The sequence below is a fragment of the Chryseobacterium mulctrae genome (assembly GCF_006175945.1).
GTDB lineage: Bacteria > Bacteroidota > Bacteroidia > Flavobacteriales > Weeksellaceae > Chryseobacterium > Chryseobacterium mulctrae.
In genome coordinates this window covers 1,851,604-1,869,078 of record NZ_VAJL01000001.1, presented here as the reverse complement: position 1 = coordinate 1,869,078, position 17,475 = coordinate 1,851,604, and the positions used below count along the sequence as shown (strand labels likewise).

The 17,475-nt window shown below is 34.6% G+C and carries 10 protein-coding genes and 1 riboswitch; of the genes, 9 read left to right on the top strand and 1 reads right to left on the bottom strand.

Translation table 11 applies throughout. The features are described from left to right. The first annotated feature begins 7 nt into the window (after positions 1-7). The 9 genes from infB (at position 8) to pckA (ending at position 16,544) form a co-directional block, all read left to right on the top strand. Positions 8-3,016 carry a translation initiation factor IF-2 gene (gene infB, locus FDY99_RS08380; RefSeq protein ID WP_139420652.1) on the top strand — a complete coding sequence of 1,003 codons (3,009 nt, stop codon included), beginning with the start codon at positions 8-10 and terminating at the stop codon, positions 3,014-3,016. Positions 3,017-3,317: 301 nt separating this feature from the next. Further along, positions 3,318-6,077, top strand: a complete 2,760-nt coding sequence (locus tag FDY99_RS08375; RefSeq protein ID WP_139420650.1) for a SusC/RagA family TonB-linked outer membrane protein — start codon at positions 3,318-3,320, stop codon at positions 6,075-6,077. 11 nt (positions 6,078-6,088) lie between these two features. Beyond that, entirely contained in the window at positions 6,089-7,555 is a 1,467-nt protein-coding gene (locus tag FDY99_RS08370) for a RagB/SusD family nutrient uptake outer membrane protein (protein ID WP_139420647.1), read from the top strand. Between the two features lie 88 nt (positions 7,556-7,643). Further along, a complete protein-coding gene (locus FDY99_RS08365) occupies positions 7,644-9,584 on the top strand; it encodes a putative porin (protein WP_139420645.1) in 1,941 nt (646 codons plus the stop codon). A 12-nt stretch (positions 9,585-9,596) separates the two neighbouring features. Then, positions 9,597-11,183, top strand: a complete 1,587-nt coding sequence (gene bshC, locus FDY99_RS08360; RefSeq protein ID WP_139420643.1) for a bacillithiol biosynthesis cysteine-adding enzyme BshC — start codon at positions 9,597-9,599, stop codon at positions 11,181-11,183. 37 nt (positions 11,184-11,220) lie between these two features. Continuing rightward, complete coding sequence (locus FDY99_RS08355) at positions 11,221-12,951, top strand: amino acid ABC transporter substrate-binding protein (RefSeq protein WP_139420641.1); 1,731 nt, start codon at positions 11,221-11,223, stop codon at positions 12,949-12,951. Between the two features lie 56 nt (positions 12,952-13,007). Next, complete coding sequence (gene fabD, locus FDY99_RS08350; protein ID WP_074230916.1) at positions 13,008-13,883, top strand: ACP S-malonyltransferase; 876 nt, start codon at positions 13,008-13,010, stop codon at positions 13,881-13,883. A gap of 11 nt (positions 13,884-13,894) precedes the next feature. Further along, a complete protein-coding gene (locus FDY99_RS08345; RefSeq protein WP_139420639.1) occupies positions 13,895-14,800 on the top strand; it encodes a GYDIA family GHMP kinase in 906 nt (301 codons plus the stop codon). 127 nt (positions 14,801-14,927) lie between these two features. After that, positions 14,928-16,544, top strand: coding sequence for a phosphoenolpyruvate carboxykinase (ATP) (gene pckA, locus FDY99_RS08340; protein WP_102978855.1), 1,617 nt, complete (start codon positions 14,928-14,930; stop codon positions 16,542-16,544). A gap of 149 nt (positions 16,545-16,693) precedes the next feature. Here pckA and FDY99_RS08335 read toward each other — a convergent pair whose 3' ends face one another. Then, positions 16,694-17,101 carry a type II 3-dehydroquinate dehydratase gene (locus FDY99_RS08335; protein WP_139420637.1) on the bottom strand — a complete coding sequence of 136 codons (408 nt, stop codon included), beginning with the start codon at positions 17,099-17,101 and terminating at the stop codon, positions 16,694-16,696. A gap of 242 nt (positions 17,102-17,343) precedes the next feature. Further along, a riboswitch (SAM riboswitch) is annotated at positions 17,344-17,440 on the top strand. Positions 17,441-17,475 lie beyond the last annotated feature (35 nt).

The window sequence follows — 17,475 nt, the reverse complement described above, 5'->3', positions numbered from 1 at the left end:
AATATAGATGCCAAAAATAAGATTAAATAAAGCGGTTAAGGAATTTAACATATCGATGTCTAGGCTGGTAGAGTTTTTACAGTCTAAGGATATTGTGGTTGAAAACAATCCTAACGCTCAATTAGAAGAAGCGGCATATTCTGCATTGGAAGCTGAGTTTGCCAAAGACGGTGAGCAACGTAAAGCTTCCCATGAGGTGGTTATTTCTAAAGTTCCGGAAGAAAAACTGGAGATGGAAGAAAAGAAAGCACCTGAAGTAATAAGAGCTAAAGCTAATACAAAACCAGAAACCAGAATTTTAGGTAAAATCGATCTTGAGCCTAAAAAAGCTGAACCTGTTGCGGAAGAACCAACTCCTGCACCAGCTGCACCTGTAGAAGAAAAGAAAGAAGAGAAAGTAAAAGTGAAGGAGGTGAAAGAAGAGGTGAAAGCTGCAAAAGAAGAAATGGTACCGGTTTCTGAAGTAAAAGCAACTCCTGAAAGGCAAGAATTCAAGGTTTTGGATAAAATTGATCTTTCTCAAATAGAAGGAAACAGAAACAGACCTGCAAAAAAAGATAAACCTAAAACAGAAGAGGTGAAAGCTGTAGTAAAACCAGCTGAACCTGCTAAAGAAACACCAAAACCGGTTGAAAAACCTGTAGAAAAAGTGGAAGAAAAGAAACCTGAATCTACTAGTGAGGAACCTCAGGAGCCTCAGAAAATAGAAACTGTTTATCAAAAACTTGACGGTCCTAAAATCGTTGGTGAAAAAATTGACTTAACTCAGTTTGCACCAAAACCAAACTCAGGAGCTAAAAAGAAAAGAAAGAGAATTGAAAAGCCGGGCGGTCCTAACCAGAATACTGGGAACAACCAACAAGGTGGAAACAATCAGCAAGGCGGTCAAAACCGTCCTCAAGGTCAAAATGGACCGGGAGGAAACCGTCCGCCAGGACAAGGTGGTTATCAGGGAAACAGACCTCCAGGACAAGGTGGTCAAAACCGTCCGGGTGGTCCTCAAGGTAACAGACCTCCGGGACAAGGTGGTCAAAACCGTCCTCAAGGACAAGGTGGTGGAAACCGTTTCGGAAACAACAGACCGGGACAGAGAACCATGCCTGTCGAGTTAACTGACGAGCAAGTTAAAAACCAAATCAAAGAAACCCTTGAAAAACTAACCAATAAAGGAGGTAAATCTAAATCTTCTAAACATAGAAAAGATAAGAGAAGTTTCCGTAGAGAGCAAGACGAGCGTCAGCAAGAAATTGATGCAGCAGACAGAACATTAAAAGTAACCGAGTTCATCACTGTTGGTGAATTGGCAAGTTTAATGAACGTTTCTCCTACTGAAGTTATTTCTGCTTGTTTCTCTTTAGGAGTAATGGTTACCATGAACCAAAGATTAGAAGCCGATACTTTGTTATTGGTAACTGATGAATTTGGATATAAAATTGAATTCTCGGATGCTGATCTTGAAGATACAGATGCTGATGACGAAATCGATACAGAAGAGAGCCTTGTTTCAAGAGCGCCGATTGTAACAGTAATGGGACACGTTGACCATGGTAAAACTTCATTGTTGGATTACATTAGAAAAACTAACGTAATTGCTGGTGAATCAGGTGGAATTACACAGCACATCGGAGCCTACAACGTGAAGTTGGAAAATGGTCAAAGAATTACATTCTTAGATACGCCAGGTCACGAAGCCTTTACTGCGATGAGAGCTAGGGGAGCACAGGTTACTGATATTGCAATTATTGTAATTGCTGCGGATGATGATGTAATGCCTCAAACGAAAGAAGCAATTTCTCACGCACAAGCTGCAGGAGTTCCTATGATTATTGCAATCAACAAAGTTGATAAGCCGAATGCAAATCCTGATAATATCCGTCAACAACTTTCCGGAATGAATATTTTGGTAGAAGAGTGGGGTGGAAATGTACAGGCTCAGGAAATTTCAGCTAAAATGGGTAATAATATGGATCTTTTATTAGAGAAAGTATTGTTACAGGCAGAAATGCTTGAATTAAAAGCTAATCCTGAACGTGCTGCAAACGGAGTTGTAATTGAAGCATCTTTAGATAAAGGTAGAGGTTATGTAGCAACAATGTTGGTACAAACCGGAACTTTAAAAGTTGGAGATTATGTAGTAGCAGGTAAAAATCATGGTAAAGTAAAAGCTTTATTGGATGAAAGAGGGAAAAACCTTGAAGAGGCAGGTCCTTCAATTCCAGCAACAATCTTAGGTTTAGATGGAGCGCCTACTGCAGGTGATAAGTTCCGTGTTTATGCCGACGAAAGTGAAGGTAAAGCTATTGCTAATAAGAGAGAACAGCTACAAAGAGAACTTTCAATCAGAACGAAAAAACACACTACGCTTGAAGAATTAGGTAGACGTATTGCTTTAGGAGAATTCAAAGAATTGAATATTATCCTTAAAGGTGACGTGGATGGTTCGGTAGAAGCACTTTCTGATCAGTTACAAAGATTATCAACAGAAGAAATCAGCGTGAAAATCCTTCACTCAGGTGTTGGGCAGATCACAGAATCTGATATCAACTTAGCGGCGGCATCTGATGCAATTATCATCGGATTCAACGTAAGAGCTGGAGCAAATGCTAAAGATCTTGCTGACCGTGAAGAAATTGAGATCAGAACATATTCTGTAATCTATAAAGCAATCGACGAGGTGAAAGAAGCGATGGAGGGAATGCTTTCTCCGGAGATTCAGGAACAAGTAATTGGTAATGTTGAAATCCGTGAGGTATTCAAGATTTCTAAAGTTGGAACCATTGCAGGTTGTATGGTTCTTACCGGAAAAGTAACGAGACAGTCTAAGGTAAGATTACTAAGAGATGGTATCGTGAAATTCGACGGAGAGCTTGAAAGCTTAAAACGTTTCAAAGACGACGTAAAAGAAGTTACAAAAGGCTACGAATGTGGATTGAACCTTAAAGGCTATAATGATATCGAACAAAACGATATTCTTGAAGTATACGAAGAGGTTGCTGTGAAGAAGAAATTGAAGTAATTTAATTTTATAAATAATTTAAAACCATTCCGAAAGGAATGGTTTTTTCGTAAAAAGACATTTGTTTGGATTGATTCTAAATAATTTTTTTTGTTTTGGTTAAAATTTCTTAAAACTATATGATTTAGTTGAAAGATTTTATTTTTAATGATTTTTGTTAGACTTTATTATTGAATTTTAATTAATTCTTTATTTTTCTAGTATATCAAGTAAAAAAAAAGAATTTATATAAGTTAAAAATTTGCATATGTTAATATTTATTAACATATTTGCTCATTAAAAATATTAAAATTTTGTTAATATGAATGTTAAATTACGTGTATTAAGTGCGGGGGCGTTGTTCTTTATAGGATCAATGGCTTATGCGCAAACAACAAAAAAAGACACAGGCAATGTTAAAACTGAAAAAATAGCAAACATTGACGAAGTTGTTTTAGTAGGGTATACTCCAAAGAAAAAAGGAGATATTACTACTGCTGTAGCTACAATCAAGTCTTCAGAAATTAACAATGTACCAGTAGGTAACTTTGTACAGAATTTAGGAGGAAGATTAGCTGGGGTTGATGTCATGGTAGGTTCTGGTCAACCTGGGACTGGTGGTAATATTATTATTAGAGGGGTTGGATCTATCAACGGAGGTACTACTCCTTTGTATGTAGTTGACGGTGTACCTTTAAACTCTACGGCTTTTGCAGCATTAAACCCAAATGATTTTGAAGAAATAACTGTTTTAAAGGACGCGGCTTCTAAATCTATGTATGGAGCGGCGGCTGGTGCTGGGGTTGTAGTAATTAAGACAAAATCTGGTAAGGCTGGTTTTCAAGTTCAGTATACGGGGCAGGCGGGTATTGCTCAAAAAAGCAAATATAAGTATCAGCTAATGGATGCTGATCAGTGGCTTTCATGGAATAACTCTTGGGGGAATTTCAGCGATGCTGAAGTTGATATGTATAAAGCAACAGGGGTTAATACAGATTGGACTAAATCATTTTTAAGAACAGGGTTCTCATTAACAAACGATATCGCAATTTCTGGTGGAGCAAATAATACTAATTATTATTTCTCTTTAGGACAATTTAGTCAAGATGGAATCGCTCAAGCTTCTAGTCTAGATAGATATACCCTAAATGCTCGTATCAATTCAGGGAATGGAACAAACTTTAGGTTTGGTACACAAACTAATTTAAGTTTTAACAAACTAAAAGGGATTGCAGGAGAAGCCGGAGTATTTACAAACAACCCTTTCTTTGCAGTAAATACAGCGCCTGTTTTAGCACCATATAATGATAACGGAACTTTTGCGACAGGTAAAGGGCTTTTTGGAGAGCCTAACTACGGAGCGCGTTCTTTAGAACAAGCACTAACTGGAGAAAGAGGAAGAAATCAAATAAAAATAATTACAAGTGCATTTGGGGAATATGATATAAACTCAAATTTCACTGCAAGAGTATTTGGAGGTATTGACTATACACAGAATAATACGACCAATTATGTACACCCTAATACTTATTACGGGTCAACAACTTCTCCTGGACAAGCCGGGTTATTGACAAGAGCTCTAGCAAGCGCATCTACAATTACAACAAACGCAAGATTATCATATAAAAATACTTGGGATGATGTACATAATTTTAGTGCATTCGTTTTAGGTGAGTATGTAGGTAGATTTAGAGAGAACTTTGGTTATACGGGGTATGGTATGGATAAGGCAATGGGAGCTACACCAGCAGGAATTACTGTTGCTCAAAATATTTTACCAGCACTTAGTGGGGGAAGTACAAGGTTTACAACATTAGCTGTTTTGGGTTCATTGTCATATAACTATGATAGTAAATACTATATTGATGCTAATATTAGAAGAGATGTTAGTTCGCAATTTGCAATGGGCAAAAAAGCTGGTACTTTTGGTGGTGCTTCTGCAGCTTGGGCAATCAGTAAAGAAGATTTTTTATCTGATACAAAAGTTAACAATTTAAAATTGAGAGCGAGTTGGGGGATTACAGGTAATTTTGGAGACCCAACAACTATAAATCCATATAATGATCAGCAATATTATAACTCCGGAGGATTATATAATACTACAAGATCACTTTCTGTAGGATCACCATTAAACCAAAACTATTCATGGGAAAGAGAGACCCAGTTGAATATAGGTTTAGACTATGGCTTATTTAATGATAGGATTTGGGGATCAATTGATGTTTATGATAGACAGACAAAAAATTTGTTTTTAGATTATAATTTATCTGCTACTTCAGGATTTACTACAATTACCAATTATAACTCAGGTAAAATGAGTAATAAAGGTGTGGAAGTTGATCTTCATGGAGATATTATTAAAAATTCTGATTTAACAGTTTCATTATTTGCAAACTTCTCATACAATAAAAATAGAATTTTAGATTTAGGTCAGGTTAATCAATTTGAATCAGGTACATCAATTATTAGAGTTGGTGAGGCTTACGGTAGTCACTTTATTGTAGGTTGGGCTGGAGTTAATCCTCAAACTGGAGCACCAATATATCAAGATTTAAACGGTAATTCTACTGAAGTTTATGATGCAATCAACAATAAGACTGGATGGGGTACTTCATATGCTCCATATACCGGAGGGTTTGGTCTGGATTTAAAGTATAAAGGGTTCTTCTTAAATTCTCAATTCCAATGGAAAAGCGACTATTCAAGATTTAATAACCAAAGATTCTTCCAAGAGAATCCTGATTTCTGGTATTTGAACCAAAACGTAAACCAATTAGATATTTGGACTACACCTGGTCAAATTACAGATGTGCAAAGAGCAGGAACCAAAGTTGAATTTACATCTAAATTTATTGAAGATGCTTCATTCTTAAGGTTTAAAAATGTAAGATTAGGTTACGATTTCAAAAAATCATTCTTAGCAGGTGCAGGTATTAAGGGAATAACTATATTTGCTGATGTCAATAACGTCTATACGTGGACTAAATGGACTGGTTTCGATCCTGATGATGATAATAATATTGCACAGTACGAATATCCTACTCCTAGAATTATCACTATCGGAACTACATTAACTTTCTAAATAGATAAAAAATGAAAAAAAGAATATTAAATATTATATTAATAGGTGCAATAGGATTAACATCTCTGAACTGTACAGATTTAATTGAAGATGTGTCTCCGGACGCATTACCAGAAAGCAGCCAAACATTAACTGATGTTACCATTTTGGAAAGATTGCTTGTTAATACATACCAAACAATGCCGATAGGACAAGAGTCTTTTATACAAGCACTTATGTCTGATGAAGCGAGAATTGCAACTACAAATAATGGGAGTGGTGTTTTTCTATGGGGCAGAACATTTACTTCTCAAGATAACGATGTTGAAGCTCTTTGGAATAGTTCTTACAGAACAGTATTTACAGCAAATAAAGTATTAGATAATATTGATAATGTTACCAATAATGGTGCTAATGGTCTTAATAAAAATCAAATTAAAGCCGAAGCATTAGGAATGAGAGCGTTTGCACACTTTATTGTTTTAAAGAACTTTTCGCCTAAATATAGCCCTACGGCATTAGGATGCGCCTATATGAAGTCTTCAAACATTGAGAATATCTATGATACTCCTCCTAGAAGCAATATGCAAGATTCTTATCAAAATGTTCTTAGTGATTTAAATGCAGCATTAGCTTTAAATCCAACGAATAATTTGAACATGAGAATGAGTAAGGATGCATTAAACGCAATTAAGAGCTTAGTTTATCTTGAAATGGGAGATAACGCAAACGCAATTACTTTTGCTAATGCTGCTATAGGAACTCGTGTATTAAAGGGTGGACCTGAAATTGTGACTGTACCAGCTACTAATCCAAAGCAAGCTGAGATTACTAATATTTGGACTGATCCTATTACAAGTGCAGGAACTAATGCTGCTCCAATTGATGGAAGTGAGGTTATCTTCCAACAAATAAATATTGCCGGAGCTGTTAGTTTTAATATGGGAGCTCTTTACAGATCACCTGCTTTAGGTGTATTTTGGAATGCTTCTACAACACTAAAGCAGAAATATAATGCTGGAGATTATAGAATTGCAGCTTATTACAGAACTTTCGGGACGCCAACATCTTTAACAACAGTCTTTAATAAATATTATGGACCAGCTGCAACCCCTGGAATTGCAAATATTAAAGCGATAAGGTTAGCTGAAATGATTTTAGTAAGAGCAGAAGCTAAGGCTAAGACAGGTGATTTGGCAGGTGCATTTGCTGACTATGATTTAATTAGAGTATCTCGTAATGCTGGAGCTAGTGTTGCATTTACTTCTACACAAGATGCAATTGATAAGATTTTAGACGAGAAATTTAGAGAATTCCCGTTAGAAGGAAAGAGAATGATCGACCTTAAGAGAAATGGTAAGATAGTTACAAGATTATCAACTGATACTACAGTTGCTTATCCAAATACATCTTTCCCTAATGTAGATAAGATGACTTTACCAATTCCTTATTCTGAAATATTTGCTAATCCAAATATGAAGCAAAACGTAGGATGGTAATTTAAATATTACAAACCTATAACCCACATGATTCATGTGGGTTTTTTATTGCCTTTTATTTCTTATTTTTGCTGTACAAAAAATATTCATGAAATACCTTTTTCTAATCATATTTTTCCTTGCCTCATTTACTAAAGCACAGGTTATTGTCAATAAAACAGACTCTAACATGCTTGAGAAAAAACTAAAAGACACCTTAGTAATAGATTCCGGGACAAAAGATTCTCTTAAAATTTTTAAACCGACGATTAATGATTATCAGTATCAGACCCAGTTTTCTGAAAAGAAAATCTTTGATACAGCGATGACTTTTAATAAATCGTATATTTTTTCTCAATATAATAATAGAGATAACTTTGGAAGAGTGCAGTTTGCAAACATCGGATCGGGATTCAATCCTTTATCTTATGAAGTAAATGCCGAACAAAACCTTTCTCTTTTACCAACAAATAAATCGTATGGTATTTTAGGGATTAATGACATCAAATATTATGATGTAAAAACTCCTACGGCTACCTTTATTTATCATACTGCGATGAAAAACGGTGCGGCTTTGCAGTCAACTTATACCCAAAATATAGGGAAGAGATTCAATTTTGCTTTAGATTATATGGGACTTCGTTCTCAAGGATTTTACAGAAACTCTTTGTCAGCAAACAACAATACCTTGTTTTCTGGACATTATACATCCAAAAGTGGAGATTATGAATTATTCGCTCATTACCTTCATCAAAATGTAAACAATCAGGAGAATGGTGGAATTGTAAATGATGACCTTTTCCAATCAGGAGATAGTGAGTTTAGAAATCGTGACAGAGCTTTGGTGAATTTGGCATCATCCAGCTCGCAATATTCTTATAGAAGATATTACCTGAGTCATCAGTTTACTCCTTTTAATGCTGAAAAATTCCCTTTTAGAATTAGACACACCATCTTTAATCAAGGGAATAAATATTATTACAACCAAGGTAGTTTAGAGCCATATTGGTACACTTCTGAAGCCGAAATTGTTAATGGTTTTCCTCTTGCAACCAAAAAGTATTCAAATAATTTCAGCAATACCTTCAGTTTAGTTTTCGATAACGAACGCTTCAAATTAGATGCAGGATTAAGATATCAGATGCTGAAATTCGGAGTCGATCAAATTACATTGCCTATTCTTCAAATTCCTTCTGAAATGAAAGAAAACAGATTAGGAGCTGTCGGAAATCTACAGATTAAACTTTTCGATAAATTCCAGGTCAATTCATTCTTGGAAATTTCAAAAGGAAATCAGTTTGGAAATTATTTGAAGACGACAAACAATATCAAGTTTGAGCCGATTAAAGATTACTTTGTGAATGCAAAAGTAAATTTCCAAAGTTCATATCCGTCATTTAATTATCTTGCGAATGCTTCGGTATACAACAACTTTAATTATTTCCTTAGTGATGCAAAAAATCAGTCAGTAACAGAAATTGGTGGAAATGTTAATTTAAAATGGTTCCAAACTCAACTTTTTGCCAACTATTTTAGAGTAGATAATTATACTTATTTTGATGCTGCAGCAATGCCGAGACAGAGTGCAAATTCTGTAAATATTTCTCAGATTGGAGGTGATGCTACTTTCAGTTATGGTAAATTTCATTTAAATACCAGATTGCAGTTTCAAAATGTTTTAACCAATAAAGAATTATTGCCATTGCCTTCTTTTATTGGTAGAGCCAACTTTTTCTTTCAGTCTAAAGCATTCAAAAATGCAGCAGAAATTCAGGCTGGTTTAAAAGTATATTATTTTTCAAAATTTGCGACACGAGAATATTTCCCGATTCTTAACGAATATATTTTGCCAAGCGCAGATTCTTTCTCAATCGGAGGACAGCCAATTGCTGATCTATATGTTAATATGAAAGTGAAAAGAATGTTTTTCTTTATCGAAGGTCAGCAAATAGGAACGGTCGTTTCACCAAACAAATCGTATGCATTCCCACATTATCCGGTCTATGATTTTAGACTGAATATTGGAATTTTATGGTATCTGTTCAACTAAAATTTAATCAGGTTGAAAACAATAAACAAAATAGCATTCAGCGAAATCGGAAGTATTCCAAAATTGGTAAAAGATTTCCTGAATCATGATATACAAGGATTTGAAGCACAGGCTTTTTCGCTTGAAAACTTTGCTCAGCAAATTCATTTAAAACAAAACTCTTTTATAGTAGAAAAAAGAGAAATTCTATCTGAAACAATAAAATCACAACTTTCAGATTTTAAGTTGTCTTCTAAACAGACAGAAAATTTAGAAAATCTTAAGCATAAAAATACATTCACCATTACAACCGGGCATCAGCTTAATCTGTTTTCCGGACCTGTTTTTTTTGTGTACAAAATTCTTCAGACGATAAAAACCTGTACTTATTTACAGCAGAATTTTCCTGATTTCAATTTTGTTCCGGTGTATTGGATGGCTTCTGAAGATCACGATTTTGCGGAAATCAATCATTTCAAAACCGAAAATAATTATTACGAAATCAATGAGAAATCGGGAAGTGCAGTTGGAAGAATTCAAATCAACGATACTTTTTTTATTTCTGAATTTGAAAAAGAATTTAAAGATTCTGTTTTCGGAACTGAGCTTATTTTAATGCTTAAAGAAGCTTACAAAAATGGAAATACGTTAACGAAAGCAATTCAGACTTTGGTTAACAGGTTGTTTTCAGACTTTGGTTTGTTGATTCTTGATGGTGATTCCAAAGCATTGAAAAATCAGATTAAAGATGTTTTTAAAGACGAACTGGAGAATTTTAGCTTACATAAAAACTCAAAAGATAAAGTCGATTTTCTGACGGATAAATATGGTAAAGTTCAGGTAAATCCGCGTGAAATTAATTTATTTTATCTTTCTGAAACCCGCGATAGAATAGATTTTGACGGCGAAAATTATATCGTTGTAGATAAAAATATTCAGTTTACGAAAGAAGAAATTTTAAACGAGCTTGAAAACTATCCCGAAAAGTTTAGTCCAAATGCATTGATGCGACCTGTTTATCAGGAAAATGTTTTGCCGAATCTGGCTTATATCGGTGGGAATGCCGAAATCATGTATTGGCTTGAGCTGAAAGATTATTTTACTCAACTTAATTTACCGTTTCCAATTTTGATTCCGAGAAACTCGATGTTGTTTTTAAAAGAAAAAACAATCGGTAAAATCGAAAAACTGAATTTAAAACTGGATGACTTCTTTCAGAATTTCACAAAAATCACGAATGATAAGATTTTAGATAATAATGAGATTCTTCATTTGCTTAATCAAAAAGAAAATCTTCTTACAAAGCAGTTTTCGGAATTGAAAAGTGCAGCCGAAAATACAGATCAGTCTTTTGGAAATCTTGTAAAAGCGGAAGAAACGAGACAGCTTAAGTCTTTCGAAAGAATGAAAAAAAGACTTCTTCGTGCAGAAAAAATAAAACAAAACGAATTGTTGGAGCGTTTAGAAAATCTATTTTTAGATGTTCATCCTTCAAAAACGTGGCAGGAAAGAATATATAATTTCTCTGTATTCTTTGCAGATTTCGGATATTCTTGGATAGAATTTTGCATGGAAGAAATGGTGGTAGAAGATTCAAAATTAATAATTGTTGCCATTTAATTTTAAAGAAGTATTTTTGTAAATTATAATATCGAAAATGATTAAGAGGTTTTTTGTACTATCTGGTTTATGTTTGTTTCTTGGTTTAACTGCTCAGAAAACACACACGGTTATAAAAGGTGATACTCCCTACAATATTTCAAAGAAATACGGAATTTCTGTAGACGAGCTGTTGAAGTTGAATCCTAAAGTTAAAGACGGAAAACTGGCGATTGGAGATGTAGTCACCGTAAAATCGAGAACTGCAAATGCGGTTGCAACAAAAACTCCTGTTGTAAACGCCTCTTCTAAAACCGGGAAAATCATTCTTCAGCCTAAACAAACGGTTTACGGAATTACAAAACAGTATAAAATTTCTGAAACTGATTTGAGAAAACTCAATCCAGATTTAGATTCTCACATGAAAATCGGTGACGAAATCACTTTACCTCTTGATAGCATCAAAAAATATGGTGGAAATCAGGCTGTAGCGACTACAGTAACAAAACCTGTCGAAACGGTTACTGAAACTGCTCCGGTAAATAATAACAAAACTAAAATAGATTCCGGAAACGAAAGATCTTCAGCCGGAAATTCTCATTCTAATCAGGATGAATACGCTACTTATACTGTTGAACAAGGCGATACCGTTTTTTCAATTGTGAATAAGTTCGGAATTACAATTGATGAACTGGTTTCATTAAATCCTGAATTATCAAAAGGTTTAAAAGCTGGAATGGTTATCAAAATCAGAAAGCTTGATGCTGCTTATATCAAAAAGAATGGCGATGCTTTAAGTGTTGTTTTGATGCTTCCTTTCGGTTACAATACTGGTGAAACGCAATATCGAGCAATGGCGACAGATTTCCTTACGGGAGCTAAATTAGCGATTGAAAGAAATGCTTCAGCAGGACAAAAATTAGATATTAAAATTGTTGATTCTGGTAACGAAGCTTCATTTAAAAGCTCTTTGTCACAAATTAATCCAAATAATACCGATTTAATTATCGGGCCTTTCTTCAAGTCGAATGTAATTGATCTTTTAGATTTTACTAAAACTCAGAAAATTCCTGTTGTTGCACCATTTGCAAACTCACCGGAATTATATAATTACAGCAACCTGATTATTGTTGAAACCAACGATCAGACGTATGCCGATAAAATTGCGGAAGAAGTAAAATCGGTGTATTCTGATCAGAAAATTTATATTGTTGCAGACGCTAAAAAAGACAATGCCAATTATCTGAAGTCAAGTCTTGAGAAAAATGTTAAAAATGCTCAGATTATTGTTGTAAATGCTGCTTCAGAAATTCAGCTGGATCAAAATATGATGACAGGACAATCTGCTCCGGTTATTGCAATTTTGGCAAGTGATAATGATACGGTAGGTGAAGCTTTTTCAAATAAAGTAATTGCTTTGTCTAAAGAAGTTCAGGGTATGAAAGCATTCAGTATGTATGCTGTTCCGAGTTTCGATAAAAAAGTAGATGAGTTGAGCCAGGCAAGTTTGGTGTATCTGATGGACAGAAAAATCAACGCTGATGGAAATTTTGAAAAAGAAATCTTAGCTGCTTACAAATCAAAGTACTGCAAAACTCCTGGTAAATATGCGGTAATTGGTTTTGATGTGGTAAACGATATGTTGACAAGAGAAAACAAAAAAGGAGAAATCTTTAAACAAATCAATAAAGTACAGACTCAGTTGGCTACTAAATTTGAATTTGTAAAATCTAAATCAAACGGAGCTTATGTAAACACAGGCTTCAGAGTGATCAGATTGGTTCCTTAAATTCTTTAAGGACTTTATATTAAACGATATTTTTGTATTAAACTTTAAATAAATAAATGAAAGCACTTGTATTTCCTGGTCAGGGATCACAGTTTGTAGGTATGGGAAAAGAATTATACGATTCCCGTAAAGACATTAAAGATCTGATGGAATCTGCTAACGAAATTTTAGGTTTTGATATTCTTTCCCTTATGTTTAGCGGGACAGATGAAGATCTTAAGAAAACGGAGGTTACTCAACCTTCAATATTCATACATTCAGTTGCTGCTTTAAAAGCGGTAAACGGTCTTGGTGCCGAAATGGTTGCAGGGCACTCTTTAGGAGAATTTTCTGCATTGGTTGCCAATGGAGTTTTATCTTTTGATGACGGTTTGAAACTGGTATCTGAAAGAGCTAAAGCAATGCAGGCTGCTTGTGATGCAAACCCAAGTTCTATGGCTGCAATTCTAGGTTTGGATGATGCTAAAGTGGAAGAAATTTGTGCATCAATCAGTGGAGTAGTGGTTCCTGCAAATTACAATTGTCCTGGGCAATTGGTAATTTCTGGTGAAACGATCGCTGTAGAAGAAGCTTGTGTTAAATTAAAAGAAGCTGGAGCAAAAAGAGCATTATTATTACCGGTAAACGGAGCTTTTCATTCACCATTAATGCAACCTGCACAAGAAAGATTGGCAGCTGCAATTGAGAATACGAAATTCAGAAAGGCAACTATCCCTGTTTATCAGAATATTACAACAACTGCTGTTACAGATCCGGATCAGATTAAAGCTAATCTTATCGCTCAGTTAACGGGGCCTGTAAAATGGACACAGTCTGTTCAGAATATGATCAAAGATGGTGCTACAAATTTTGTAGAAGTTGGTCCTGGAAAAACACTTCAGGGATTAATCAAAAAAATTGATAGCGCAGTAGCATCTGCTTCTGCCATCTAATTAAAATAAAAATGGGCGAAATTTATTCACCGGGAAAGCTTATGCTTACTTCAGAATATTTCGCTGTAGACGGAGCTCTTGTCTTAGCGGTACCCACAAAGCTAGGACAGGAGTTTTTTTTTGAAGAAAAGCAAGACGGAAAATCAATTGTTTTCTGGGAAGCTTATCATCAAAACAAATTATGGTTAAAAGCTGTCATCGATTATAAAACATGGCAGATTCTTGAAACCAATATCAATCAAAGCGCAGAATTTATTCTTAAAACTCTTAAAAATGTTCAGAGTCTTTCTGAAACTAAATTTAAAAGCACCGATACCTATCAATTAAAAACAAATCTTCAGTTTCCATCAGATTATGGTTTGGGAAGCAGTTCTACTTTAATGAACAATCTTGCCGAATGGTCACAGATTGATCCTTTCCATTTAAATTCTATAAGTTTGGGTGGAAGCGGATATGATATTGCGGTTGCTAATGCAAAATCTGCGGTGTTGTTTCAGAACAAACCCGAAATACATTTTGAGAAGATAAATTTCAATCCAACATTTAAAAATGACTTGATTTTTATTCATCTCAATCAGAAGCAAGACAGCCGCGAAGCAATTCAACTTTACAGGTCAAAAATAAAGTCTCAAATTATGGTAGATGAATTTTCAAATCTCACAAGAAATATTTTGTTATGTGATGAATTGGAAAATTTTTCAGAACTAATGATGTTACATGAGCAAAAAATTTCAGATTTTATTGAAATTCCGACAGTTAAGTCAAGGTTTTTCTCAGATTGCCCTAGTTTTGTTAAAAGTTTGGGAGCTTGGGGTGGCGATTTTGTAATGAGCTCAAAATTTGTAGGGTTTAAGGACTATTTTTGGGGAAAAGGTTTTACTACTGTTTTTGAGTGGAATGAAATAATCGGTTGTTAATCAGGTTTTTATAGTTGTCATTTTTTATTTGTCATTTTCGCTTATATGTTTATATTTATCCACGTTTAACAATTTGTTAATATTCATAATGTTAAATAGGCAAAAAGAAAAAGAAAATATAAGTAAAATGAAAAACGCTAAAATCGTCCAAGATTTACAAAAATTAGGAATTAAAGGAGATTACGAATTAATTTATAATCCTTCATACGAAGAGTTATATCAAGCGGAAGTTTCACCTGAAAATCAGGGTTTTGAGAAAGCTGAGCTTACAGAATCTGGTGCAGTTTCTGTAAAAACGGGAATTTTCACTGGCCGTTCGCCTAAAGACAGGTATATTGTTCAGGATGATGTTACAAAAGATACTATTTTCTGGGATGGTAAAGTAAATTTACCTACAACACCTGAAATTTTCGAATCATGTAAAGATTTGGTATTGACTCAACTTTCTGATGCGAAAAAGATTTATGTAGTGGATACTTTTTGTGGAACCAATATCGACACAAGATTAAAAGTAAGATTTATCGTTGAAGTTGCTTGGCAGGCACATTTCGTTACCAATATGTTTATCCGTCCTTCTCACTTCGAATTAGAAAACTTCGGAGAACCGGATTTTACAGTAATTAACGGATCAAAAACGACAAACCCTAATTGGGAAGCACAGGAATTAAATTCTGAAAACTTTGTCATGTTTAACCTTACTGAAAAACTTCAGATTATTGGAGGAACTTGGTATGGTGGTGAAATGAAAAAAGGAATGTTTGCAATGATGAACTATTATCTTCCGTTAAAAGGAATGGCATCAATGCACTGTTCTGCAAACGTAGGAGAAGAAGGAGATGTAGCGTTATTCTTCGGACTTTCGGGAACAGGAAAAACTACTTTGTCTGCAGATCCTAAAAGATATTTAATTGGTGATGACGAGCACGGTTGGGATAACAACGGAGTTTTCAATTACGAAGGTGGTTGTTATGCTAAAGTAATCGATTTGTCAGCAGAAAAAGAGCCGGATATTTTCAGAGCAATAAAAAGAGATGCACTTCTTGAAAACGTTGTGGTACACGACGGTGTTGCTGATTATACAGATGGATCTATCACTGAAAACACAAGAGTTTCTTACCCGATTTATCATATCAACAAAATCGTTTTACCTTCTAAAGCAGGTCACGCAAGTAAGATTGTTTATCTTTCTGCTGATGCTTTCGGAGTATTGCCTCCAGTTTCTATTTTAGATGAAAACCAGGCTCAATATCACTTCCTTTGCGGATATACTTCAAAATTAGCAGGAACTGAAAGAGGAATTACTGAGCCAGAACCATCTTTCTCACCTGCATTTGGTGAAGCCTTCTTAACATTACATCCAACAATGTATTCTAAAACATTGATCGGGAAAATGAAAGAGCACGGTGCAAAAGCTTATTTGGTAAACACTGGATGGAACGGTACCGGAAAAAGAATTTCGTTAAAAGATACAAGAGCAATCATTGATTCTATCATCGACGGATCAATCGAAAAAGCTGAAAAAACAACAATCCCGGTAATGAATTTAGAAATTCCGACTTCATTGCCAAATGTTTCTGAAGGGATTTTAGATCCTAGAGATACCTACAGCGATGTTGCAGAATGGGAAGAAAAAGCAAAAGATCTTGCTGCAAAATATATCAAAAACTTCGAGCAGTATTGCAATACTGACGAAGGCAAAAAGCTGATTGCTTCTGGTCCTCAATTGCAGGAACAGACCATTTAGAAATAGTGAAGAAAGGCTCATCAATTTGATGAGCCTTTTTTATTTTGGTATTTAAAAAATAATCTGCGTAATCTCCAAAATCTGCGAGAGCAAAATTCATGAACCATTTTACACGATCATCTGTGAAAATCTGAGCGATCTGTGGGAATTTACTTCAAACTCAAAACTGCCAATCGATATCCGTCCATTCCAAAGCCGGACAAAACTGCATCTGTACAAGCTGCCGTTACAGATTTCTGTCTAAACTCTTCTCTTTTGTAAATATTGCTGATGTGAACTTCTACTTTCGATTTTTGAATATTCTTTAAACAATCTGCAATTGCATAAGAGTAATGCGTGAAAGCTCCAGGATTAATAATGATCGCATCAAAATCATCTAGCTGAAGCCTGTTAATCAGTTCACCTTCAATATTCGATTGATAATAATTCAATTCATGTGCAGGAAATTCTGACCTTAATTTTTCTAAGTACTCTTCCATAGAAACACTCCCGTAAATTTCGGGTTCTCTCGTGCCTAACAGATTGAGATTAGGACCATTTATAATTAAAACTTTCATAGTATAAATTTAGAAAGTTTTTTTAATAAGTCGAAAGCTTTTCTATTTTAAATCATTTTTTAGAATTACATTATTTTTAATGATATTTGTCATATTTAAGAATTTGATAATCTCTATAACTCTCTATTTTAGTGTTTTTTAAGAATTTATGAAGTTAATTTTTATTAAATAATGATTTAAAATCACAAAGTCTACTTGTTTTGTAGACTAATTGTTTTTAGATTTGCAAACATATTTCGATCGGCTTATAAAGAAAGATGGAGGGAACTGACCCTATGAAGTCTTAGCAACCTGCTCTTTGCAAGGTGTTACATTCAGCCTTTAAAGGAAAAATAAGCAATTGGTTAATCGTATTTATCGATGCCCTTTGCTGT